Annotated in this window: 23 protein-coding genes and 1 pseudogene; 6 read left to right on the top strand and 18 right to left on the bottom strand. The window is 35.4% G+C overall.

The genetic code is table 11. The annotated features are described in order from the left end of the window. Positions 1-26 precede the first annotated feature (26 nt). The 10 genes from bamA to J3U35_RS10760 all read right to left on the bottom strand — a co-directional run bounded on the left by bamA (position 27) and on the right by J3U35_RS10760 (position 10,814). Positions 27-2,450 (bottom strand): outer membrane protein assembly factor BamA, encoded by a 2,424-nt coding sequence (bamA, locus tag J3U35_RS10805; protein WP_267361331.1) that lies wholly within the window; start codon positions 2,448-2,450, stop codon positions 27-29. A 25-nt stretch (positions 2,451-2,475) separates the two neighbouring features. Beyond that, complete coding sequence (gene rseP, locus J3U35_RS10800; protein ID WP_267361329.1) at positions 2,476-3,795, bottom strand: RIP metalloprotease RseP; 1,320 nt, start codon at positions 3,793-3,795, stop codon at positions 2,476-2,478. A 15-nt stretch (positions 3,796-3,810) separates the two neighbouring features. Continuing rightward, the gene (locus tag J3U35_RS10795) at positions 3,811-4,653 is read right to left on the bottom strand and encodes a phosphatidate cytidylyltransferase (RefSeq protein ID WP_267361327.1); all 843 of its coding nucleotides are present in this window, start codon (positions 4,651-4,653) and stop codon (positions 3,811-3,813) included. Then, positions 4,647-5,378, bottom strand: coding sequence for an isoprenyl transferase (locus tag J3U35_RS10790; protein ID WP_267352407.1), 732 nt, complete (start codon positions 5,376-5,378; stop codon positions 4,647-4,649). Before J3U35_RS10790 ends, J3U35_RS10795 begins: the two co-directional genes overlap by 7 nt. 56 nt (positions 5,379-5,434) lie before the next feature. Then, complete coding sequence (gene crp / locus J3U35_RS10785) at positions 5,435-6,067, bottom strand: cAMP-activated global transcriptional regulator CRP (protein ID WP_267352408.1); 633 nt, start codon at positions 6,065-6,067, stop codon at positions 5,435-5,437. Positions 6,068-6,424: 357 nt separating this feature from the next. Continuing rightward, the gene (gene dusC / locus J3U35_RS10780) at positions 6,425-7,387 is read right to left on the bottom strand and encodes a tRNA dihydrouridine(16) synthase DusC (RefSeq protein ID WP_267361325.1); all 963 of its coding nucleotides are present in this window, start codon (positions 7,385-7,387) and stop codon (positions 6,425-6,427) included. A gap of 8 nt (positions 7,388-7,395) precedes the next feature. Next, positions 7,396-8,157: a molybdopterin-synthase adenylyltransferase MoeB gene (locus tag J3U35_RS10775; RefSeq protein WP_267361323.1), complete on the bottom strand. Its 762-nt coding sequence runs from the start codon at positions 8,155-8,157 to the stop codon at positions 7,396-7,398. 79 nt (positions 8,158-8,236) lie between these two features. Further along, positions 8,237-9,556, bottom strand: coding sequence for an amidohydrolase (locus tag J3U35_RS10770; protein ID WP_267361322.1), 1,320 nt, complete (start codon positions 9,554-9,556; stop codon positions 8,237-8,239). Positions 9,557-9,576: 20 nt separating this feature from the next. Continuing rightward, a complete protein-coding gene (locus tag J3U35_RS10765; protein WP_267352412.1) occupies positions 9,577-10,026 on the bottom strand; it encodes a hypothetical protein in 450 nt (149 codons plus the stop codon). Then, positions 10,023-10,814: a DUF3100 domain-containing protein gene (locus J3U35_RS10760; RefSeq protein ID WP_267361320.1), complete on the bottom strand. Its 792-nt coding sequence runs from the start codon at positions 10,812-10,814 to the stop codon at positions 10,023-10,025. The genes J3U35_RS10765 and J3U35_RS10760 overlap by 4 nt, the downstream gene beginning before the upstream one ends. Before the next feature lie 272 nt (positions 10,815-11,086). Between J3U35_RS10760 and aspS the strand changes: the two genes are divergently transcribed. The 5 genes from aspS to tmaR all read left to right on the top strand — a co-directional run bounded on the left by aspS (position 11,087) and on the right by tmaR (position 15,883). Beyond that, positions 11,087-12,844: an aspartate--tRNA ligase gene (aspS, locus tag J3U35_RS10755; RefSeq protein ID WP_267361318.1), complete on the top strand. Its 1,758-nt coding sequence runs from the start codon at positions 11,087-11,089 to the stop codon at positions 12,842-12,844. A 10-nt stretch (positions 12,845-12,854) separates the two neighbouring features. Continuing rightward, positions 12,855-13,307: a dihydroneopterin triphosphate diphosphatase gene (gene nudB, locus J3U35_RS10750; protein WP_267352415.1), complete on the top strand. Its 453-nt coding sequence runs from the start codon at positions 12,855-12,857 to the stop codon at positions 13,305-13,307. 10 nt (positions 13,308-13,317) lie between these two features. Beyond that, positions 13,318-13,734, top strand: a complete 417-nt coding sequence (locus J3U35_RS10745; protein ID WP_267352416.1) for a hypothetical protein — start codon at positions 13,318-13,320, stop codon at positions 13,732-13,734. A gap of 89 nt (positions 13,735-13,823) precedes the next feature. Further along, positions 13,824-15,290, top strand: a complete 1,467-nt coding sequence (ubiD, locus tag J3U35_RS10740; RefSeq protein ID WP_267352417.1) for a 4-hydroxy-3-polyprenylbenzoate decarboxylase — start codon at positions 13,824-13,826, stop codon at positions 15,288-15,290. 272 nt (positions 15,291-15,562) lie between these two features. Next, a complete protein-coding gene (gene tmaR, locus J3U35_RS10735) occupies positions 15,563-15,883 on the top strand; it encodes a PTS system regulator TmaR (protein WP_065558977.1) in 321 nt (106 codons plus the stop codon). Between the two features lie 54 nt (positions 15,884-15,937). Here tmaR and yciH read toward each other — a convergent pair whose 3' ends face one another. From yciH to tmk, 7 genes are all read right to left on the bottom strand, one after another. After that, positions 15,938-16,261, bottom strand: coding sequence for a stress response translation initiation inhibitor YciH (gene yciH / locus J3U35_RS10730; protein ID WP_065558978.1), 324 nt, complete (start codon positions 16,259-16,261; stop codon positions 15,938-15,940). Between the two features lie 4 nt (positions 16,262-16,265). Then, entirely contained in the window at positions 16,266-16,970 is a 705-nt protein-coding gene (gene pyrF, locus J3U35_RS10725; protein WP_267361316.1) for an orotidine-5'-phosphate decarboxylase, read from the bottom strand. Positions 16,971-16,996: 26 nt separating this feature from the next. Further along, positions 16,997-18,175, bottom strand: a complete 1,179-nt coding sequence (locus tag J3U35_RS10720) for a GDSL-type esterase/lipase family protein (protein ID WP_267361314.1) — start codon at positions 18,173-18,175, stop codon at positions 16,997-16,999. Then, a complete protein-coding gene (locus J3U35_RS10715; RefSeq protein ID WP_267361312.1) occupies positions 18,159-19,382 on the bottom strand; it encodes a DUF459 domain-containing protein in 1,224 nt (407 codons plus the stop codon). The genes J3U35_RS10720 and J3U35_RS10715 overlap by 17 nt, the downstream gene beginning before the upstream one ends. A 59-nt stretch (positions 19,383-19,441) precedes the next feature. Continuing rightward, positions 19,442-20,842 (bottom strand): MBOAT family O-acyltransferase, encoded by a 1,401-nt coding sequence (locus tag J3U35_RS10710; protein ID WP_267361310.1) that lies wholly within the window; start codon positions 20,840-20,842, stop codon positions 19,442-19,444. 63 nt (positions 20,843-20,905) lie between these two features. Beyond that, positions 20,906-21,892 carry a DNA polymerase III subunit delta' C-terminal domain-containing protein gene (locus J3U35_RS10705; protein WP_267361308.1) on the bottom strand — a complete coding sequence of 329 codons (987 nt, stop codon included), beginning with the start codon at positions 21,890-21,892 and terminating at the stop codon, positions 20,906-20,908. Beyond that, positions 21,889-22,533, bottom strand: coding sequence for a dTMP kinase (tmk, locus tag J3U35_RS10700; RefSeq protein ID WP_267352423.1), 645 nt, complete (start codon positions 22,531-22,533; stop codon positions 21,889-21,891). Before tmk ends, J3U35_RS10705 begins: the two co-directional genes overlap by 4 nt. 461 nt (positions 22,534-22,994) lie before the next feature. On the opposite strand from tmk, the gene J3U35_RS10695 reads away from it, so the two are divergent. Further along, positions 22,995-23,510: a hypothetical protein gene (locus J3U35_RS10695; RefSeq protein ID WP_267361306.1), complete on the top strand. Its 516-nt coding sequence runs from the start codon at positions 22,995-22,997 to the stop codon at positions 23,508-23,510. Positions 23,511-24,031: 521 nt separating this feature from the next. On the opposite strand, the pseudogene J3U35_RS10690 reads toward J3U35_RS10695, so the two are convergent. Further along, a pseudogene (locus J3U35_RS10690) lies at positions 24,032-24,375 on the bottom strand (hypothetical protein); the annotation flags it as partial.

The raw sequence follows: 24,375 nt of genomic DNA, 5'->3' as shown, positions 1-24,375 counted from the left end.
GTATTTCATTTAATTACAACATGGTTTTACCATGTTGAACCTATGTTAAACTGGAATTGTTGAGACGAATCGCCGTCATATTTCTTAAGCGGTATTGCGTAAGAAAATACTAATGGTCCAAGTGGTGACATCCACTGTACTGCAACACCTAGCGAAACTCGTATATTTGAAGGAGAACTGTAATCATGCAAATGATTACCTTTTAAGTTCCATTCGGTATCCCAAACCGTACCTGCATCAACAAAGAATGATGTTCGAATACTATCGGAATACTTTTCACTAATAAAAGGCGTTGGAACAATTAATTCAGCACTTGCAAACGCTAATGCATTACCACCTACCGCATCTTTAGACTCTACACATCCTGAAGTATTATTTAAATTACTACAGTTTGCTCTATTAAAATAGACTGCTTTAGGCCCAACAGTATTGGATTTAAATCCTCGAAGCACGGTCGAACCACCTGCATAAAAGTTTTCATAAAATGGTAGCTGTTTTCCACCAAAACCATTTCCATAACCTAATCGACCACGCGTTAAGAATACCCAATTATGATCGTTATCAAGAGGATAATAATAAGATGCATCTGCAACCACTTTATAGAAGCGGTTATCAAATATTGGAGCCGTAATTTTTGCGTTAGCCGATACTTTTAAACCTTCTGTCGGGAAATAACCACGATTTAATGAATTATATGTCCAATTCGCATTTAATAATAAATCATTAGTATCATAGGTCATGGAGTGTTTATTTTTAGTGTTTTCACCCATTGAATGGAAGTAACGCCACATACCATATTGTGGTTTCATATCGGATAATTTCCGATTAGCATACTCGCTACCAAAACGGATAAAATTATTTTCACTAATTGGGAAACCTAAATTAGCTGATGCACCCCATAACTTACTTGAATAAACAGATTCATCATCATCATCATCTGCTTTATAAGTATTGTAATAAATGCTTCCGCCTAAGCTCACCCCATCAATAGTAAAGTAAGGGTTTACAACTGATATCGATGCAGTTTTATCGGTATTTGTCGTATTTACATCGAATGAAACACTATTACCCGTACCTAACCAGTTATCTTGCGAAATACCAGCATTAAAACTAATACCACTATCAGAACCAATACCGACACCAAGTTTGATGCTACCTGTGTTACGCTCCGCGACTTTGTAAGTAATATCAACTTGATCTTCGGCCCCCGGAACACGCTCAGTTTCAACATCTACTGATTCAAAAAATCCTAGTCGACTTAAGCGATCTTTACCTAATTCTACAAGTCCATTACTCAGCCAAGAACCTTCCATTTGACGAAGTTCACGACGGATAACACCTTCACTTGTTATGGTATTACCTTCAATGTTGATATTACGAACATAATAACGCGGCCCTACATCAACAAACATAATTAATTTTACGGTATGCGTTGAATCATCCATTTCAGGTTGAATACTGACTTTTGGATAAGCATAACCAAAATTTGCAAGTAGCTGTTTTACATTATCTTCAATATCAGTAATTTTTTTACCATTATACAGATCACCCGTTGAAACACGCTCTTTTGCTATTTTAGTAATCGCATCCTTATGTCCGGCAAAATCCCCTTTGAAGTCAAAATCAGATAATTTATATTGTTCACCTTCATGAATATTGATAGTGACATAAATACCTTTCTTATCTGGCGTTAAACTGACTTGCGTGGATTCAATATTAAAACGTGCATAACCTCGATTTAAGTAGAAGCTTTGTAATTCATCTAAATCAGAAGCTAATTTTTGTTTTTGATATTTGCGATCGCCAAGCATGTTCCACCACGGCACTTCATCACGCAGTGAAAAGCGTGAAATTAGCTCTTCGGACGAAAATGCCTTAGCCCCAACAATGTTGATTTGATCGATTAACGCTGATTTACCTTCCGCTACAACTAGCTTTAAATCAACGCGGTTACGAGATAATGGTGTGACAACAGCTTTAATTCGAGCATTATATTTACCGACGCTATAATAAAAATCTTCTAGCCCTTTTTCCATGGCAGAAAGCATGGTTCTATCAAGTGCGTCGCCTTCCCGAATACCTGAGCTATCTAAATTCTTTTTCAGCATATCATCTTTAATTGATTTATTACCTGAAAAAGTAATACTCGCAATGGTTGGACGCTCTTCAACATGAATGATTAAGCTATTACCATCTCTAGAAATAGTAATATTATCGAAGTTTCCACTCGAGTAAAGTGATTTAACAATATGCCCCAAATCAGACTCACTAACATAATCACCAACTTGGATTGGCATATCAAGCAATGCTGCCCCTTGAGTTACCCGTTGTAATCCTTCAAATTTGATTTCTTTTACTACAAAATCATCAACACAAAATGCATTGGAACTATATACTGCTGTTGTGCTAAACAGCAAAGATGCTATAAGTAATTTATTTATTTTTTTCATTGTAAATGTTTATAACCTCATTCCATCACAATCGTAAAACATCATTAAATAGTGCAATCCCCATTATTACCAGTAAAAAAGCAAATCCGAAACGATAAAAACGTTCTTTTGCTTTAATTGATAAGCTTTTACCTTTTATTTTTTCAAATAATAAAAAAATTAGGTGCCCACCATCTAGCATTGGTAATGGAACAAGATTGATTACCCCCAAACTTATACTAATAAATGCCAGAAAATATAAGTAAGGTGTGAAACCATAACTTGCTGTTTGCCCTGCGCTTTTTGCTATTGTTATTGGTCCTGATAAATGATTAAGTCCAATAACACCTGTTACTAACTGATAAAAAGAACGAATTGTTAACTGAGTAGTTAACACTGTTTGTTCTAATCCTTTGCCAAACCCTTCTAAACATCCATACTGCTTAATGACTGCTTCCGAGGTAGGATATAGCCCCGCAATACCTTCACCATTTGCCTGTATTGACGGCGTTAAATCAAGGTAAAGATTTTTATTTTCACGCTCAATTTTTAATCTTATTTGATTGCCTTTCTTTATTATAGCTGAAAAATCATTCCAATCTACATAAGGGTGTTCATCATAACTTAGAATCTTATCACCAATTTGTAAACCCGCTTTTTCGGCAGCTGAATTTGGTATAATTTTACTCACAATTGGATAAATTTCCAATGTTTTAGGTACCAACCCAAAGGTCTTTATTGCTGATTCTTTTTCAATATCAAAATGCCAATGACGAATATCAACACGTTGACTAACTTCTTTTTGATGATTATTACCAGCATTAATCAAATAGGTAATCGTCACATCATCTTGTCCTAAAATAGACATTAATGCAAAATTTACATCATTCCAACTTTCAATCTGTATATTATTAATCTTTTTTAACTCTGCCCCTGAAGGGATATTCACAGTAGCAACAGGTGTATCGGGTATTGTACTGCCTATTTTAACCGGATAGGTAACAACACCAAGCATAAAAATTATCCAATAAAGAATGAAAGCTAAAATAAAGTTAGCAAATGGACCTGCAAATATAATTGCTGCTCGTTGCCATATCTTTTTTTTATCAAAAACCAGTTTTTCTTCGTCGGTTGATAAGTTTTTCGCATTTCCGTCCAGCATTCTAACATAACCACCTAGTGGAATCATAGCAATGACAAATTCTGTTCCACCTGAAAACTTATGTGACCATATTTTTTTCCCAAATCCTATGGAAAAACACTCAACCCGAACGCCACATAGCCTTGCCACGAAAAAATGCCCAAATTCGTGTACTGTAACTAATATACTAATGGTAATAATAAATAACAACAGAGACCAAAGCAAAGTTAATTACCTTATTTAAAATAAATTGAAAGATAATGCTGCAAAAATCGGCACTGCAGCAGTCAAACTATCAATACGATCTAAAATACCGCCATGTCCAGGGATTAAATTTCCACTATCTTTGATGCCTGCTTCACGTTTGAACATGCTTTCAGTTAAATCACCTAATGCTGATGCAAAAATAGCGAATAAAGAACTCATAATATAACTAGTCAAATTAATTGAAATAAATCCGGTAAAGTAGGCAATAAAACTAATAACAACGGCAACAATCACACCGCCAATAAAGCCCTCTAAAGTTTTACCGGGTGAAACTTTTGGTGCTAATTTACGTTTCCCCATACTGCGCCCAACAAAATAAGCGCCAGTATCTGTTGCCCAGACTAAAATAAAGACATATAACAGACAATAAGCGCCGGTATAAGTATTCGCACTATAATTAATCATTCTAAGTTCGATCATCCCGATAAAAAAAGGAACGAGAGTAAAAAAAGCAAATATTAATTTAGCAGTGATAGAACCACGCCAATATTTAGCCGTATTTGGATAGGTAAGAACTAAAAATAGTGCAACCAACCACCAACATAACGAAAGTAACAATAACCCTGAATATAGCTTCAATTTTACCACAACCGGAATGGGTAATAGACAGAGTAAACTTAATAAAATAATAACGACTAAAGCAAATATAACTCTTTGCGGTTTTTGGGTTATTGCTAAAAACTGCGACCACTCAAACGCTGCAAGACCACAAATAAAAATCATAATACAGGTGAAGAGTGATAATGGCGCGAAAAAAAGCGTTAGTATAACAACAGGTATTAGAATAATAGCAGCTAAAATACGGTGAATTAACATGATTGCTCCTCCACTAGAATACCGCCAAAACGACGATCCCGGGTATTAAAATCACTGATTGCTTGATCAAATAACGCCTGATCGAAATCTGGCCATAAGGTATCAGTAAAATAAAGTTCAGCATAAGCAATTTGCCATAATAAAAAATTACTTATTCTGTATTCACCACCAGTACGAATAACTAAATCAACATCTGGAAAATCACCCATTGACATTTCTAACCCTAAACGTTCCTCAGTAATATCATCTATCATCAACTCACCATGTTTTACTTGTATTGCTATATTGCGGGCTGATTGTAATATATCCCAGCGTCCGCCATAGTTAGCGGCAATATTTAACACCAGTCCCGAATTATTTTTAGTTAATGCCTCTGCATTAACTATCATAGTTTGAAGTTGCTCATTAAAACGCGAAATATCCCCAATGATATTCAAACGAATATTATTTTTATGTAAACTTTTTGTTTCTCGGTTTAATGCATAAATAAATAGCGAAAGTAAAGATGACACTTCATTGGATGAGCGTTTCCAATTTTCACTACTAAACGCATATAAAGTTAGTACTTTGATACCAATGGTTGCAGCATAACTCACAATTTTACGCACAGCTTTCAAACCGGCACGATGACCAAATGCTCGTAATTGATTTTGTTTTTTTGCCCAGCGACCATTTCCATCCATAATTATAGCCACATGACTTGGAATACATCTTTCTTGTGTCATGTAATATCTCGCGTTATATCAATCATGTTATGACTAAATTTCGTAATATTTTTCAATTATCGTGTACCATAAACGACAATCGTTTTACCGTGTGCAGAGATGAGATGCTGATCTTCAAGCATTTTTAAAATTCGCCCTACTGTTTCTCGTGAACAACCAACTATCTGACCTATTTCTTGACGAGTAATTTTGATTTGCATGCCATCCGGATGCGTCATCGCATCGGGCTGTTTTGCTAAATTTAACAAAGTTTGTGCAATACGACCGGCAACATCAAGAAAAGCTAAATTACTGACTTTTTCTGAAGTCACTTGTAAACGACTTGCCATTTGGCTTGCCAATCGCATCAAAATATCAGGATTAACTTGTACAAGTTGTTTAAATTTTTTGTACGATATTTCAGCCACTTCGCAACTTGTTTTCGCTTTAACCCAAGCACTTCGTTCTGTGCCTTCTTCAAAAAGTCCTAATTCGCCCAAAAACTGACCTTGATTTAAGTAAGACAAAATCATTTCATTGCCTTCATCATCCTTGATTAAAACAGCAACAGAACCTTTAACGATGTAATAGAGAGTTTCGGCTTTTTCTCCTTGGTGAATCAGGGTACTTTTAGCTGGATATTTATGAATATGGCAATGAGACAAAAACCATTCCAACGTTGTATCCGATTGTTGCTTACCGATAATCATTCAGTCCTCTCTATACTATTTTACAATTTACAACTTATACACTATAACAAAATTACATAATAAATTATATACTCACAATTAAGATAATCCGTTTTTTATTATAGATAAATCGTTGTTATATCACTTATTATAGCTATAATATCAGGACTAAATATTTAAGTTTGATTTTTACACAATTTCTGGAAGATAACGATGAAAAATGAATTCGTTAATCTAATTTATATAACAATTAAATATTTATAAAGAATTCAATTAGGCAAAAAGTATATTGATTTAATTCTAATTATACTTTAACAAACGTGATGACCAAGTACGTCATCGTAAGCAATATCAATGACCAATGGAACAACTTCACCGTCAAAAATGCTGTGATTGATCTGTGATTCGCTTTAAATGTTCTGAAATCTCTTTTTGGGTTTTTAGTGTCCTAATCTGACTAAGTAAGTCTGATGCAGGTGCATAGTATTGCCGAAAATAAGCAAGCCACTGTTTAATGCGAGCTGAGTGATATAACGGTTTTACATCTTCTATCGTTGTGGTTGCGTAACGCATTAATATATTTAATACGTTTTGCCAGCTTAAAGGCGCTTCATTAAAACGTATTATATTCGCTAAATTTGGTACAGTTAATATTCCGCGTCCTAGCATAATATCGCTTGTTTGGCTTTGCCTTACACAATCTTGCGCATTTTGTGTAGAAAAAATTTCGCCATTGGCTATGATCGGAATATCGACCCGTTGCTTTATATTTCCAATTGTTTGCCAATCAATTTTATCGGCTTGATAACCATCCGCTTTTGTTCGACCATGAATAACCAACTCATTTGCACCAGCAAGTGCAATGGCGTCAGCAATTTCATAACAATAAGATTTATCTGCCCAACCTAAACGAATCTTAACGGATAATATTTCGGATGTTCCCATTGCCTGTCTGACTTGCTTAACAATATTGAAGATTTGATCTGGATATTGCAATAGATATGCGCCACCATGACTACCAACGACGGTTTTAGCAGGACAGCCAAAATTAATATCTACCCCATGCGAGCCTAATTCAATTGCTTTAACGGCATTTTCAGCCATCCATTCGGGTGATTGTCCAAGAATCTGCACACGGACTGGAGTACCGGATGCCGTATTGCCGCCATGATGCAGCTCGGGACAAAGTCGATAAAAAGTTCGATTGGATAATTTATGATGAGTAATGCGCACAAACTCGGTCACACAGTAATCCAATGCGTTTATTTCAGTCAAAATTTGCCGGACATGATAATCAAGTACCCCTTCCATTGGCGCTAAAATAATACGATCGATGTTCATTGTGTTACCTATATTTTATGACTGTTACCACAAACCTGACAATCTGGCTGTTTCGACAAAGATACGTGGTTAAAATGCATACTTTTTGCATCAATCAGCAGTACACGACCAACCAAAGGTTGACCATAATCAGTCAAAACTTTAATTGCCTCTAATGCCTGCATGGAACCAAACATACCTACTAAAGGCGCCATTACCCCCGCTTCAACACAAGTCAGTTGATCTTGCCCAAACAATCGACTTAAACAGTGATAACAAGGCTCATTTGCTTGATAAGTAAAAGTCGTTAATATGCCTTCCATTCGAATTGCAGCACCAGACACTAACGGTTTTTTTACTTGGAAACAGCAGCGGTTAATCTGCTCTCTGGAGGATAAATTATCGGTACAATCAATGACAAGACTATGTTGTTTTATAAGAGAAGTTAACGAAACATCATCAAGTTTCTGATTAATAGTATCGATTTCAATATCAGAATTCATTTTAATTAATGTTTGTTTCGCCACATCTACTTTCAGTTGGTTAATCTCTTGATTAGTATATAAAATTTGACGATTTAAATTGGATTCTGATACGGTATCAAAATCAACTAGCGTCAATTTACCTATACCTGCACGACTCAAATAAAGCGAAGCTGCGCACCCTAAACCGCCTAGCCCGATGATCAATACCGCACTATTTTTTAACATTTGCTGTTTATCGATATCAAAGCCTAGTAAGGAAATTTGCCTGTCATAACGAAGTAATTCTTGATCGGTTAGTGCTAGCATAGGGAATCATCATCGTGATTAATCATAAAGAATCTATTATAGCAGAAACTTGGCACAGCATTGTGCCAAGTCATAAACATTATTTATCAAAACTCGCTAAGAAGCTTAAATACTCGTCTTTGGTCATCAGTGGTTTATAGTTTGATAATAATGTTTGAGCTGGTTTTGCGTCATCATACAGCAAATCGATAATGGTACATGCCATCATTTGAGCAGGACGAATATAAGCCATCTCTTCATCGAATACCGTATAATCTTTCCCATGTAACACACCTCTAACGGATCCTATCCACGGATGACTAACAGGCATGATATGCGATAAATCGCCCGTATCTGTGCTACCAGTCATATGCGGTGCAACCGACACATTTTCCTCGCCAATTAACGCTTCAGCATTTGACTTCAAAAAAGCATTTAAGGTTGGATTATTTTGCAATGGAAGATAACCCGGTAAATCTTTAATTTCACAAGTTGCCCCTACAGCCATTGCCCCAGCTTTTAATGCCTGATTAATTCGTTCATTAGCATCAATCATTGCCGGAACATTACCCGCTCGAACATAGCTTTCCATTCTGACATCACTTGGCACAACATTTACCAAATCCCCTCCTTGGGTAATGATTGGATGAAAACGAATATAATCTTTTTCCTGAAACGTTTCACGTATAGCATGAACGCCCATCATCCCCATCATTGCTGCATTTAACGCATTAACACCAGCATGAGGAGCCGCCGCCGCATGTGCAGCTTCACCTTTATACTTGATTAATTTACCGATAAATCCATTACTTGTGGTTGAAATCTCAATAAATCCGTCTTGGCGATCGTTTGGTATGCTGGTTAAATGAATTTGAAGTGCCATATCCACATCATCAAATTCACCCCGTGAAATAAGTTCGGGTTTACCGCCAATATACTTAATTTTACCTTCTTCAATCAGACGATTACGATAAGTAATTTCAACGTATTCTTCGGCCGGTACTGCAAAAGGAACGACATCACCGGCTAAAAATTGCATCGCTCCAGAATCGATTAATCCCATGGTGACAGCCATCATATTCGCTATTTGAGCATTATGACCACAGCAATGGGCAGCGCCAGAGGTTTCATCGGCTGCAGGATGGTCAGCACAGATAATGGCATCAAGCTCACCAATAATTGCGACACTGCATTGGCTTCCTTTTCCACCTTTTAAGCGCCCTTTGACCCCTGTTAACGCCAATTTATTTTTATAGGGTACACCAAGTTTTTCAAAAGCTTCTTCAACTTTTTTTGCGGTTTTGTGTTCTTTATAGCCCAGTTCAGGTTCAGCCCAAATTGCCTCAGCAATCGCTTTTATATCTGCTTTACGATTAGCAATGGCACTGCAAACTTGTCGTTTTAGTTCTTCTTTTGTCATACATTAAATCCTACCTAATATTAAATCACACCTTCCCACTTTAAGGTAATTTGGGCAATGATGGCGGCAAAAAGGAAAGTACCGGAAAACACCGCTAATGAAACGGGGATAATTCGCCAAGAGATACTTTTGAATAAAGCAAGATCTTTACCAATGGCTAATCCAGCGTAAGCAAGCACTGGTGTACAAACAGCAAGTAAAGAGACATGTTCAGTTATCGCAACAACTTGCTCATGAAATGGAAATATCGGTGAAGAAGCCACAGCCGCCACAACTGACACCCACAAAATAACAGGAAGTTTATTGAATAATGGCACTTTGCTTATAAAAAAACCAACAACCGATATTGCGACAAGCACAGCTAAAGCTTGTAATGACAGCATAAAATCAACATGATAACCGACTGTATTGCCAGCAGCCATGATAATTGCGACTAAAATCAATAAAAAAACTGTTTCGAAAATCTTCATGATAGTGAGCTCCTTTTACTGCTTTGGAAACGAGCAAAAACATTATAGAGAAAAGAAGCAAACGGTAGTGAGAATAATGTATAAATATAAATACCAACTATACTAGACATTAAATTAGCCGTTGTTGCATAAGCTTTGATGTCACTCGCCATATTCGGATAAAGGTCACTTATCGGCGCAAGTGATGCCGCCATCATACTACCACTACCAACCCCTGCCCCCATGGCTAATGCATAAGGATGAAGAACGTCTAATTTTGCCATTACACTAGCAAGGATACTCATCCAAATCGCCCCATAGAGCGTACCACAAACATACATTGCCATGACACCACGACCTTCGGGCGAATCCAATCCATATTTATCTGCCACAATGGCAATATTGGGTTCACGTGCAACAGAATAGGTTGCCCCGACCGCTTCACGCTTCATACCTAACATCATTGCCAACGGTAAACCGAGTAAAATAGTACCCGCAAAATGCCCTAATTCTTGGAAAATCAAAGCCAACTTGGCATCATGCAAAATCATATCAATTTTAGGCCCTACCGCAACGCCTAATTTGGCAATCAGTAACATTAACGTCACAATCATCACCGAACTAGCATGAAGCATATTTTTATGTTTTAAGATTTTTAATTTAGGAAGACTGATAAGACCACCAATAATCATGGCAAATAGCATAGGATACAACATGATAATCCAGATAGACTGCCTACCAACAAACTCACATACTAAAACAACTATCAGCGCAAGCAAGTGCACTCTATAGTCTTTTAAAATTTCCATCCTTTCACGCCTCTTTACATAAATTTCCGGTCAATAAAACTATCCATGACAGCTATTATCATAATAATTATTATTTTGCACAGCTAATATACATAACCCAGATTACTTGCGTCAACACGCATCTACCATTAAATACACATAACCAAACAATATATTTCAATGACGCAAAAATAATTAAAGAATAAATCTCAACAAATGCCTTTATAAGGACACTATTTGATTTATAATACCTCATATTTTTTTATAAGATTGGTATTTAAACAGGATATTTTATGCGTTCAATTTATTGTGGTCATTTAACAGCATCTCATATTAATCAAGAAATCACATTATGCGGTTGGGTCAATAAGCGTCGAGATTTTGGCGGTATGATATTTATTGATATGCGTGATCGCGAAGGGATTGTACAAGTGTTTTTTGATCCTGAATATCAACAAGCTTATCAACTTGCCAGTGAACTACGTAATGAATTTTGCATTCAAATTAAAGGAAAAGTAAGAGCAAGACCAGAAGGACAAGCAAATAAAGACATGGCTACGGGTGAAGTTGAAATCTTAGCCACTGAGCTAACAATTTTCAATCGCAGTGATGTGCTGCCACTTGATTTTAACCAAAACAACAGTGAAGAACAGCGTTTAAAATATCGCTATATTGATTTACGTCGTCCTGAAATGACAAACATCTTCAAAACTCGTGCTCAAATTACTGCATTTGTACGTAACTTTATGAATGAGCATGGTTTTCTTGATATTGAAACCCCTATGTTAACCAAAGCAACGCCAGAAGGTGCGCGTGATTACCTTGTACCAAGTCGAATTCACAATGGTGAGTTTTATGCACTGCCACAATCACCGCAATTATTTAAACAACTATTAATGATGTCTGGCTTTGACCGCTATTATCAAATTGTAAAATGTTTTCGTGATGAAGATTTACGTGCAGATCGCCAACCAGAATTTACTCAAATTGATGTTGAAACTTCGTTTATGACCGCAGAGCAAGTCCGTGAAGTTATGGAGCAAATGATCCGTGAACTTTGGTTACATGTTAAAAATGTGGATTTAGGTCAATTCCCTATCATGACCTTTGCCGAAGCGATGCGCCGTTATGGTAGCGATAAACCTGATTTACGAAATCCGTTAGAAATAATAGATGTTGCCGATTTAGTAAAAGATGTCAATTTTAACGTATTCTCAACCCCAGCAAATGATCCAAAAGGTCGAGTTGCATTACTTTGCGTACCAAACGGAGCCCAGTTAACCCGTAAACAGTTAGATGATTACACACAATTTATTTCGGTCTATGGCGCTAAAGGTATGGCATGGATTAAAGTCAACGACCGTAATAAAGGTCTTGAAGGGGTACAAAGTCCGGTTGCTAAATTCTTTAATGAAACGCAAATGGAAGCACTGTTGAATCGTGCTAATGCCAAAGATGGTGATATTTTATTATTTGGGGCAGATAGTTATAAAGTTGTCAGTGATGCATTAGGTGCACTACGATTAAAAGTAGGTAAAGATTTAAATCTGACTGATGAAAATAGGTGGGCTGTGCTTTGGGTAGTAGATTTCCCAATGTTTGAAGAAACGGATGAAGGACTTAGTGCGATGCACCATCCATTTACATCACCAAAAGACTTGACGCCAGAACAGCTTAAACAAAATCCTGAAAACGCGATAGCTAACGCTTATGACATGGTTATCAATGGATATGAAGTAGGTGGAGGATCAGTACGTATTCACCGTAGTGAAATGCAACAAGCTGTGTTTTCTATTTTAGGTATAAATGAACACGATCAACGCGAAAAATTTGGCTTTTTACTTGATGCGCTAAAATATGGTACACCGCCACATGCAGGACTTGCATTTGGTTTAGATAGATTAAGTATGCTATTAACAGGTACCGATAATATCCGGGATGTTATCGCATTTCCTAAAACAACAGCGGCAACTTGTTTAATGACAGATGCACCAAGCCCGGCAAATCCTAATGCATTAGCTGAACTTGGTATTGAAGTTAGCAAAAAATAGTGATGTCTTAATGCAAAAGTTCAAAAAGCCTGAATCTGTTTTAGTTGTTATTTACTGTCAAAAAACTTTGCGTTGTCTTATGCTACAACGCAAAGATGATCCCAATTTTTGGCAGTCAGTAACAGGTAGCATGGAAGATAACGAATTGCCGGTTGAAACTGCCATTCGTGAGGTTTTTGAAGAAACAGGCATTGATATTCTGGGTAAAAATCTTAATTTAATCGATACTAACCATACGGTTGAATTCAAGATTTTTCCACAATTTAGGCATCGATATGCACCTGAAGTTGAAATAAATAAAGAACATTGGTTTTATTTACCGCTCGAAAATGAAATAACACCAACGCTTACTGAACATTTAGCCTATCAATGGTTGACAATTAGCGATGCAGCTAAAATAACAGCATCGCCAAATAATCAAGAAGCAATTAATGAAATTATTCAATTAAACGAGATTAACTAAGGAGTAGGAAATGAAATTAAGTCAGTATGCCATTGTGTTATCAAGCTTATTGTATTTTATACCTAATAGTTATGCTGAAATTAACATTAAAACATGCCAAACCAACAAAACTGATTATATCATTTTTGATGAAATCGATTCGCAAATCGCTGAAAATATTATCGAACACAAATTACATAATCAACCTGAAATACGAGAAAATACCATCATCAAAGTGTTTGCTAATGAAAACAATGATGATAGAAACTATTGGATTGCTTCTTTTGAGTTTGAAGATCAAACGACCCAATATCTTTTTTATCAAGTAGATGAAAATAAATTTATTGATATCGACCAACAGCAATTTAAAACATTATTACCTAAAATTGTGAAGTGCAATCTAAATCAACAAGTGCCTATTTATAGTGAAAATTTTGACGCTGACTAGTTGATGACAAAATAACGTTAACATTTAGGATGTTAGACTACCTTAAATTAGTGTAAACAAAGGCAGATTAATAGGGAGTAATTATTTTTATGAACTTGACCAATTTTCGTGATTTTTTAAATTATCTTGAAGAACAAGGTGAATTAAAACGAATTCCCTATCCTGTTAATCCTTATTTGGAAATGACCGAAATTGCAGATCGTGTTTTACGTTCTAAAGGCCCAGCCTTATTGTTCGAAAATCCTATTGGTTATGACATGCCCGTACTTTGTAACCTATTTGGAACACCCAAACGTGTTGCGATGGGAATGGGGTTAGAAGATACATCACAATTACGTGAAATTGGTGAATTATTAGCTTTTTTACGTGAGCCTGAACCACCAAAAGGCATTAAACAATTTTTTAATGTGTTACCCAAATATAAGCAAATATTAAATATGCCTGTTAAGCGACGATCGTCTGCGCCGTGTCAGGAATTGATTTTTAAAAATGAAGAAGTTGATTTAACTCGTCTGCCAATCATGCATTGTTGGCCCGATGATGTAGCACCACTTTTAACTTGGGGACTAACGATAACGAAAGGACCTTATAAAGAAAGGCAAAATGTCGGCGTTTATCGCTTACAATTATTGGGTAAAAATAAGTTAATCATGCGCTGGCTATCTCATCGAGGAGGAGCGCTTGATTTTGCAGAATGGCAACAAGCCCATCCTAATGAAAAGTTTCCTGTTAGCGTTGCCATTGGTGCCGATCCTGCAACCATTTTAAGTGCAGTCACTCCCGTACCCGATACCTTACCAGAATACGCCTTTGCAGGTCTGTTACGCAATAGTCGAACTGAAGTAGTAAAATCGCTATCCAATGATTTAGATGTCCCCGCTACCGCCGAAATTATCTTAGAAGGCTATATTGATCCGAATGAATTAGCGCCTGAAGGCCCATATGGTGATCATACTGGTTACTACAACGAAGTTGAAAAATTTGCTGTTTTTACGGTAACGCATCTAACTCGTCGAAAAGATGCGATTTATCACTCTACCTATACGGGTCGTCCACCCGATGAACCAGCCGTAATGGGACTCGCTTTAAATGAAGTCTTTATCCCTATTTTACAAAAACAATTTCCTGAAATTGTCGATTTTTATTTACCACCCGAAGGATGTTCCTACCGGATTGCAATTGTGACCATCAAAAAACAGTATCCAGGCCATGCTAAACGTGTCATGATGGGCGTTTGGTCTTACTTACGCCAATTTATGTATACCAAATTTGTTATTGTATGTGATGATGATATCAATGCCCGAGATTGGAAAGATGTCATGTGGGCTATTTCAACGCGCATGGATCCTCATCGTGATACCACATTTATTGACAATACGCCGATTGATTATTTAGATTTTGCTTCGCCTGTTTCTGGGTTAGGCTCAAAAATGGGATTAGATGCGACCAATAAATGGCAAGGCGAAACTCAGCGAGAATGGGGAAAAATCATCAAAAAAGATCCAAAAGTTGTGGCTTATATCGATGAAATTTGGGATAAACTTGGCTTAGAGTAAACAGACTTAATAAGTTCAATTAAACACTCTAAATTGGGTCAATAGCATCGATATTTATCGTTGATGACAAATAGGAATAAATAAATAGCCTTTAAAATCATAAGCAAGCTCACATTGAACGGTAGTAACTTATTGTAATATCAATGATTTTGCATTGAACATAACTTAAAATTGATAAACACTCAAAACAGATTTAATTATCATCTATAAATTTATTAGTATATAATTAGTCATAATTTATTTTTTCCAATTTTAGAAATAAGGGGTTATAGATGGACAAGGAAAAAAACGCCGCACCATCATTTCAAGATGTATTAGAATATATTCGTTTATCACGTCGTTTAAACAAATTAAAACGTGAAATATCCGATAATGAGAAAAAAATCCGAGATAACCAAAAACGAGTATTATTACTTGAAAATTTGAGTGATTATATAAAACCAGATATGACTTATGACGAACTTCAAGCGATTATTGCTAACATGAAAAGTGATTATGATGATCGTGTAGATGATTATATTATCAAAAATGCTGAAATTTCAAAAGAACGCCGTGAAATCAGCAACAAAATGCGTAGCTATCGTTCTCACTAACATATAGCAGATTTACTCCCATTCAATAATGGGAGTAAAGACAATTACCACAACTCAACCACCGGCTAGCTTTACTTTAAAGCCTTTTTCTTCCAGCAAAGATTTGAGTAAATCACGTTTATCGCCTTGAATTTCAATGCTACCATTTTTAACTGCGCCACCACAACCACAACGTTTTTTGAGTTCCGCAGCTATTTTTTGAAGTTGGGCATCATCAAAATCAAATCCTGAAATGACGCACACACCTTTACCTTTACGTCCGGATGTTTGGCGTTGAATTCGAATAATCCCATCCCCTTTAGGTCGAGATTCTTTTACTTCAACCGATTTAATACGACCTTGATCGGTAGAATAAACAAGTGGATTATCAGACATCATGAAATTAACTCTTGCTCAAATCAAGGGTTGATAAAATAGTTTGTAATGCTAATGAAGGATCTTCTGCTTGCGTAATCGGACGACCAATAACCAGATAATCCGATCCTGCAGCTTGCGCACGTTGTGGCGTCATAATTCGACGCTGATCATCAGCATTGGAACCGGCGGGTCTGATACCTGGCGTCACTAACTTAAAATCACTCCCTAAGCGAGTTCTAAAACTTTGCACTTCTTTAGCGGAGCATACAACGCCATCAAGCCCACAATTTTTGGCTAACAAAGCTAATATAGTGGCTTGTTCCAAAGGCGAAACAGGGATACCGATTTCTTGAAGATCTACCGACTCCATGCTGGTTAAAACAGTTACCGCAATTAAAAGAGGCGCATCTTTACCATATGGATAGAGTGCGTCTTTCGCCGCCTGCATCATCCGAGCCCCACCACTAGCATGAACATTTGTCATCCAAACACCTAAATCAGCTGCAGCAATTATCGCTTTCGCAACAGTATTTGGAATATCATGAAATTTCAGATCCAAAAAAACATCAAAACCTTTATTCATAATCTGTTTAATAAAATCGGGCCCCGCATGCGTAAAAAGCTCTTTGCCAATTTTTAAACGACAATCTTTTGGCTCAACACGATCAATAAAATTCCAAGCTGATTTAACATCAGCAAAATCAACAGCAACGATAATAGGTGAAGACATAACAGATTTATTCCTTTTATTAATAACTAATCGCTATTTTTTTTAACAAATTCATTTAAATCATTATAAAAGATTTTGGCACTTTCTTTATAGCCTTGCAAGGTTTGATGTACTAAATCTGATCGAGCCAATCCATACTTAGACCAAAGCTTAACCGAATGACTTCCCCCCATAGCGGCCTGCCAATCCCAAAACAGTGTTTTTTCTGATTTAGCCACTTGTTTTTGAATCCTTTTTACTAAATTATAAGACTTTGGAATTTCAGTTTGATTAATCATTGTATCAGGAGGTGAAATCAATAAAATTGCAGCATTCGGCAATAATTTTCGAATTTTACGAATGTTGTAGACTAAATTTTTCCGATATTCATCTGCATCTAAAGTCTCATCGAAACTCTCGTTTGTTCCATACTCCAAAATAACCAAATCGCTTTTGGATAATAATAATTCCTGAAACCATTGAGGACGCCATTTTTGCCAAATTGTTTGCTTAGCCCCATTCGAACCAATCGCAGATACAATAACACCCGACTTGTTGGCTCGAGTTAACCAAAATCCACCAATTTCAGTGCTATCTTTACTTTTAATGGTAATAGGAAGCGTTGAAGTAAACGTTGTCGTTTGCCAACCGCCAAATTTATTCTTGAAACTAAAGGTAATTTTATCTTTATTATAGATACCTAATGGATTTTTAGTTATTTTCTTAGTTTTAAAAATAAGGCTAACTTTCCATATATCTCTATCGTCTGCTTTAAGTGCCAACTCAACAGAAGCTTGAGAATTAATAGGTTTAGCGATAAAACCGCCCATAGGAAAATCGAGATTACTTAATACTCGGCTACTTAACAATTCCCAATTAGAATCTTTCAAACTAACTCGAGTATGGTTTTGCCCTTTAACCCAAATAGGAGGAACCCAACCTATACCTGCATCACCATATTTATCTTGCATTAACGCTCTAAATTCGCCTGTAAAAAAATCTGCAGCGGTATGAGAATCACCAAATTGGGTGATATTGACAACTTTTTGGGTATGGTCTTGATTATTGACTAATGAATTTAAGCGTGAAACGAATTGTTTAGCATTTGGATCGCCAAAATTAACAATCACAGACTTAGACGTTGGAATACTTTCAGCCATAGTACTAAAACTGACAGTAAACACCACCGAAAAAACAGCAACTAAGGTTTTAATGCATTGATTCAATGTGGGAATCCTCTGATAAAGTGGATGTGATTTGGTTCAAAATTGCTTGAGCTAAAAGCTTTTGTCCAGTTATTGTAAAATGAATACCATCGTCTATTCTCACTTTAATTTTTTGCTTATTAGTCTCAATATAGCTGTTAAATTGATCGTAAGAACAACCTAATAATGTATTGGTTTCCATAAAATGTTGATGCGCTTTTTCAACTTCGGATTCATATAAATGGCTTAAATAATTCATTCCGTCATTCAACTTTGGTTTACGCATACAAGGTGGTGAAAGCCAAAGTACTTTTACATTATGTTGATTCGCGATATCTAATATTGATGCAACACGTAAACGGTACTGTTCTTCCCATAATTGCGATTTAAACTTAGCATATTTAGCATATCCCTTAACAGGAAAATCCCACGGATCATTAGGGCCTAAAAAAATGACGATTAATTTAATGGAGGCATCAGCACTGATTGCATCATTAATTGTTTTTGGCCAATCAAAAGCTTTTGGATAAGCAAGCCCGGTACTTTGTTTACTCAAGTTAATGCTTTCTATCTTATATTGTTTAAATAACATTTTTTTAACATATGGTGCAACCCCTTGCATTAATGAATCCCCCGCAAAAAGGACTTTGTCATTTTTAGTTAAAACAATCGGTGAAAGTTCAGTAAAATCGGTATCATTGCTAAGTCTTGGGTTACTTGATTCATTTAATGTTACCGTATTACCTAACGCTGTATTAGTCTGAGTACTGTTTAGTTGACTATCAGAATGAGTTTGACGTTTATTAGTAGCTTGCAGGCTATCACCCTTAATTAACGGTAATTTTTGTTTATTATTTTCAGTTGTGTGATTGGATTTTATTGTTTTGTTTTGCCGGTTATTTTGTTGTAACTGTTTATCCGCAATTGCGTTTGCAGTCACGACATTAGGATGTTTTTGATTATCCTTTTCAATATTCGTGTTTTCTAACTCCTCTGATTCATACGATTCATTAGTCCATTTTGTCTGATCATCCTCAGTGACATTAGCATCATCCACCATTAATGCCATATCAAAAAACTCAAAATGGTAAGATTGCTGGCAATAAATCAATATTGATTTATGAAACAAAACCATTAAAGCAATAGCTGTAACAACTAACACTACAACAATATAAAATGCAGATAAGGTTTTGTTAGTTGGCATTGTTAGCATATTACTTAACTTCATAAAATCCTTCAAATTACTGTTCCTTGTCAAAACTGATCTTAAAAAATTTTAAAACACAATTAAAAACTGGCATAAATAAAATCGGGCATACCTGACGGCGCAAAATAAATGACACACCACAAAATTAATATCGTTATCACAGGTAAACATAATTTATTAACTTTAGATAACAGTACCGTTGCCAAATTTGGCAGATTTTTACACATTGGATAAACTAAATAAGCAACCATGATAATTAAAAAAGCCTGCCAATATTGTGGTTTTATCATCACATTATGCGTTAATGCCATTAAATAATCCAAAGCATCGGATAAATTTTCACAATAAAAAAACAACCAAGTAAAACAGACATAATGCCAAGTTAATAAACGCGCAATAAAAGGTGAGCGTTGACTAATCACATCACGACCAAAAAAGCGATCACCAATATTCAGAGCCACAATACCAATACCATGGCAAATACCCCAAATAATAAAATTGATACCTGCACCATGCCATAATCCCGATAAAAACATTGCCAACAAAACATTGATTTGTGTTCGGGTAAATCCCTTACGATTACCGCCAAGCGGAATATAAATATAATCCCGAATCCATTGAGATAAACTTATGTGCCAACGCGCCCAAAAATGCCTTAAATTTAAAGATAAATAAGGTTGGTTAAAATTAATTGGTAGACGAAACCCTAACAACAAAGCAATACCAGTCACCAAATCCGTATAGCCTGAAAAATTGAGATAAATTTGTATTGCATAAGCATATACACCCACTAATAAATCAATCACACTAAATTCTAATGGATTGGCAAAAATGGGGTTAACCCATGCATCATTTATCCAACCACCTAAACAATAAACTTTAATGATTGACATCATGATTAATATAAAAGCTCGATATGGCTCTAAAATTTGGCGGGGTTGGCAAACTGAAATTTGCGGCAAAAAATCTTTAGCTCGATTGATTGGCCCTGCGACAATACTGGGGAAAAAAGATAAAAAAAGTGCAAAATCCCAAAATTTAGCTACTTCAATCTCTTTTCTTTTAACTGAAACTAAATAACTGACAGAATGGAAAGTATAAAAGGAAATCCCAATAGGGATTAGCACAGAAAATAATGGTAATAAAATAGGAATATGAAAGACGTTAAGTAAAGCTTGTAGTTCTTGTCGAAAAAAATCAAAATATTTGAATAATGCTAAATTACTAATCGATATTATTAAGCCAAAAATCAACCAACTTTTAGCATGATCTTTTGAAACCGATATCATAATGGAAATAAGATAAGTTACACTGGTATAAACACCAAGAATCAACGCAAATTGCCAACTATAACTGCTTACAATTAAATAACTTGAAACGAGTAACAAGGCATTTTGGAATTTAGGTAATAAGTTAAATGCCCAATATATAGCAAAAAAAACGATAAACAACAGACCAAATTCAATAGATAAATAACTCACTATAATCCTTCGTTAAAACATTTACATATAAAATAATATCCCTCAACACTTCCATGAAAATATTTAATCGCAAATCAACTCTGATTGAGAAAGAACATAATAAACCAATAATTCTTTATTCAACCCAGTTATTGACAATAACTGACGTCTGGCATTCAACCAGAGTTCATAAAGAGCAGTAATTTTTTCATAACTTAATGTTGCCAATAATCTTACCAATGGCACTTGATCACGATTAATAATATACCGTCCAGCTTTTTGTTTTGCTTTTAAAGCATCACTTAATAAAGCACAAAACCAACTAATGCGATCAATAAAATGGTCATGCTCAAATGTTACGCCAAGCGTCCAAAAATCATTATTAGGAATAACACTCAATAAATTTTCACAAAATACTTTACGTTGTTGCCATTTTGTAGGATCCAACAAAGTTTTTGCTGTTAATGGCGCATTTTCGCTTAATAACAAAGCTGACGCAAGTTCATTATCACTATAATGTAAACCCTGTATATTTTTCAACCAATACATAGACTGTTCAAGCTTAGGTATCGGTAAAAAATAAGAAAAACAACGACTATAAATAGTTGGTAATAAATGACCATTATGATCGTCACTTAAAATAAAATAAGTATTTGCAGGTGGCTCTTCTAACGTTTTCAATAATGCATTTGCGGCGGCTTCGGTCATTAAGGCAGCATGTTTAATCCAAATCACTTTATTACCGCCTTGCTGTGATTTTTCGTAAATTTTAGCGGTAATACTTCGAATCTGATCGATACCGATCGATTGCTTACCCTGTTCGTTAGTTATCTGATAATAATCAGGATGATGATGAGACAAAAATAACTGGCAGCTATGACATTTTAAACAAGGGGCTAGATCGCTTGATGCTTGGCATAATAAACGATTTGCTAATTGCTCAATAAGCTCATTTTCACCACTACCTTGAATATAATTAATTAATAAAGCATGATGGGCTCGATCATGTAAAATACTTGTCGCTAATTGCTGATATGGCTGCGTGAGCCAACTATATCCATTTTTGATCATGCATTATTAACCTGTATTAATGATAACCATGCAGTTAACACGTCTTCAATTTGCTGTGTTACCACATTCATTGATTGACTGGCATCAATAGTCACAATAGTATCATCTTGCATAGCAAGCTCTAAATAGCGTTGACGAGTACGTTCAAAAAATAGGATAGATTGCTGCTCAATCCTATCTAGCTGACCACGAGATTTTGCTCGCATTAATCCTATTTTTGGATCAACATCCAAATACAAAGTTAAATCGGGTTTAAAATCACCTAACACTTGCTTTTGTAACGTTTCAATCAATACGCTATCAAGTTGGCGTCCCCCTCCTTGATATGCCTGCGTGGATAAATCATGACGATCACCTATTACCCATTTTCCTATTTTAAGAGCGGGTTTTATAACATTATCAATAAGTTGAATTCGAGCCGCATATAACATCAATAATTCAGCTTTATCCGTTAATGGCTCATGTTCTAAACCATTTTTAATAATATTACGTAACGCTTCAGCAATCGGTGTTCCACCCGGCTCACGAGTAAATTGTAAATCTTCAATATTAGATTGCTTTAAAATACGCGCAACAGTATTAATTGCTGTGGTTTTTCCTGCACCTTCAAGTCCTTCAATGACAATAAATTTGCCGGTCATACTTATTTCCTAAATTAATTAAGCTGATGTACAAGTAAACATTGCGCTATTGTACGCTATTTTTACCGATTATTTTAGTTCGTATCGTAAATACCATGTTAATACTTATCAAATATGAGAACTTTTTAATAGACCGACAGAGTAGAACATCCTGTTTACTTAGCCGCAATTCGTTTATAACATCCAAATAAATCCGAATAAAAATAATTAGATATTATTCATTTATGTAAAAGTCATTGTATATGTGAACTTTATATCTATTGTCTTGTCAATATAAGATATCGATTGTTTTTTCGCTCGCTTATCATCAGTTTAGTAAGTAATTTATCGTAGTATTAATGAGTAATCAAAGCAGTGTTGAAAAAGAAAATAAAGTTTTTAGATAAGATAGAATCATTAAGCGGACTTTCAATCAAATCTAAACAAGAATATAAAACAAAATTAATCTGGAATAACAAGGAATGAAAAAAATACTTCTACTATTAGTCACATTTATGTCACTAGTAACATTAACCAGTTGCAACAAAACACCTTTAGAAAAGGTTTTAAAAGATGTAAAAAACAATCATCCTAAAACCATAACCTTATCTGATTATACTAATTTTAAATGGGATGAAGTTTGGTTAATCAGTGGCAGTATTAGTGGACGTTATATTACATTAATGCGAGAACAAAATATTGATGTTAAGAAAGTAGAATCTTTTCCAAATTCTAGATATGGAATAGCTCAAGAATTCTCTAATACAGTTGTGTATGTATATAATAACAAAGTAGTTTATTACGAGTTCCCTCCAGATGCCAGAGATTATGTGGCTTTGGCTTCAGAGGGAGCATTAGCTCTTTTAGATTTTAAACTAGAAAGAGGACAGATTATGGTTGTTTCAAGTAATAATTCCGAATGTAAAGTAAAAGATGGAGATCTAGTTCCCATTAAGCCGATTAAGATCTACGAAAACATGGATAAAAAATTGAAATGATCCCTAATGCATTAATCAATGAATTAGCCATACCAAGTATTGGATTATGATCATGAAAAAAGTTCATATAATCAAGCAACCTATTCTCTCACTATTAGAATACATTTCAGCAACAGTTTATCCCTATGTGTATAGGGAACACTCTAATTATAACTAATTGTTTATTAATTAAGATAGAGAGGTGTAAAATTCTACCGATTTATTGATGTTTTTTTAGGCGATTGGTTTTAATGCACATTATCAATGTAATTTTATATTTATCATAATGTTAACTATGTTTAAAAAGATTTTTAAGTAGAGCCTGCTTTTGCAACTCCTCGGCGCACCGACCGATTTTGATAGCAATGGTATATTTTACTTTTCGGTAATTGATTTTGACGAATGGTTAAATGCTGATCTTGCCTTTAATTTAGGCAAGTATTTAACATCAATTTATGTTTAATCCTATAACTATCAAAACTAACAATCTGTACGCATTATTATTTATAGATAAATCATTTTATTAAAAATATTTTTGCACATTAACCATTGCCATAATCAACCAGTTTGCCTGTCTTTTCGTCACGTACGCCCCACTCTAAACGGCTGTCAAGTATGGCTTGTTGTACTGTTTCTGGATAGTCCGATAAGGTGGTTTCTTTCGGGACTGGTTTGCCTGTTTTGCCTGCTTGGCGAATCACCTTCGGCCAACGGGGTTGCCAGCATAAACATTCCGAAATAAAGTAGCCCACGGTGTAAAACGGTAATAAAATTAAAAATACTGGGATTAATAAAATATACATCCAAAATGTAGGCGCATTTTTTGCTGCATGAATCATCGGGCTTACATGACCACTAAAACCGTGGAAAGGCATGGGTAAATGGG

Source organism: Gilliamella sp. B2717, assembly GCF_026536675.1.
Taxonomy (GTDB): Bacteria; Pseudomonadota; Gammaproteobacteria; order Enterobacterales; family Orbaceae; genus Gilliamella; species Gilliamella apicola_I.
Note: the sequence above shows the minus strand (reverse complement) of the source record. Positions and strands in the feature narration are given on the sequence as shown.

Coding starts and splice junctions, on each gene's coding strand:
- ubiD (WP_267352417.1), top strand. CDS start 13,824: ATGAACTTGACCAATTTTCGTGATTTTTTAAATTATCTTGAAGAACAA.
- tmaR (WP_065558977.1), top strand. CDS start 15,563: ATGGACAAGGAAAAAAACGCCGCACCATCATTTCAAGATGTATTAGAA.
- J3U35_RS10715 (WP_267361312.1), bottom strand. CDS start 19,382: ATGAAGTTAAGTAATATGCTAACAATGCCAACTAACAAAACCTTATCT.
- J3U35_RS10775 (WP_267361323.1), bottom strand. CDS start 8,157: ATGCTAGCACTAACCGATCAAGAATTACTTCGTTATGACAGGCAAATT.
- J3U35_RS10705 (WP_267361308.1), bottom strand. CDS start 21,892: ATGATCAAAAATGGATATAGTTGGCTCACGCAGCCATATCAGCAATTA.
- J3U35_RS10695 (WP_267361306.1), top strand. CDS start 22,995: ATGAAAAAAATACTTCTACTATTAGTCACATTTATGTCACTAGTAACA.
- J3U35_RS10790 (WP_267352407.1), bottom strand. CDS start 5,378: ATGACACAAGAAAGATGTATTCCAAGTCATGTGGCTATAATTATGGAT.
- J3U35_RS10770 (WP_267361322.1), bottom strand. CDS start 9,556: ATGACAAAAGAAGAACTAAAACGACAAGTTTGCAGTGCCATTGCTAAT.
- J3U35_RS10760 (WP_267361320.1), bottom strand. CDS start 10,814: ATGGAAATTTTAAAAGACTATAGAGTGCACTTGCTTGCGCTGATAGTT.
- J3U35_RS10795 (WP_267361327.1), bottom strand. CDS start 4,653: ATGTTAATTCACCGTATTTTAGCTGCTATTATTCTAATACCTGTTGTT.
- dusC (WP_267361325.1), bottom strand. CDS start 7,387: ATGAACATCGATCGTATTATTTTAGCGCCAATGGAAGGGGTACTTGAT.
- bamA (WP_267361331.1), bottom strand. CDS start 2,450: ATGAAAAAAATAAATAAATTACTTATAGCATCTTTGCTGTTTAGCACA.
- crp (WP_267352408.1), bottom strand. CDS start 6,067: ATGATTATCGGTAAGCAACAATCGGATACAACGTTGGAATGGTTTTTG.
- yciH (WP_065558978.1), bottom strand. CDS start 16,261: ATGATGTCTGATAATCCACTTGTTTATTCTACCGATCAAGGTCGTATT.
- J3U35_RS10765 (WP_267352412.1), bottom strand. CDS start 10,026: ATGAAGATTTTCGAAACAGTTTTTTTATTGATTTTAGTCGCAATTATC.
- J3U35_RS10745 (WP_267352416.1), top strand. CDS start 13,318: ATGAAATTAAGTCAGTATGCCATTGTGTTATCAAGCTTATTGTATTTT.
- pyrF (WP_267361316.1), bottom strand. CDS start 16,970: ATGTCTTCACCTATTATCGTTGCTGTTGATTTTGCTGATGTTAAATCA.
- nudB (WP_267352415.1), top strand. CDS start 12,855: ATGCAAAAGTTCAAAAAGCCTGAATCTGTTTTAGTTGTTATTTACTGT.
- aspS (WP_267361318.1), top strand. CDS start 11,087: ATGCGTTCAATTTATTGTGGTCATTTAACAGCATCTCATATTAATCAA.
- tmk (WP_267352423.1), bottom strand. CDS start 22,533: ATGACCGGCAAATTTATTGTCATTGAAGGACTTGAAGGTGCAGGAAAA.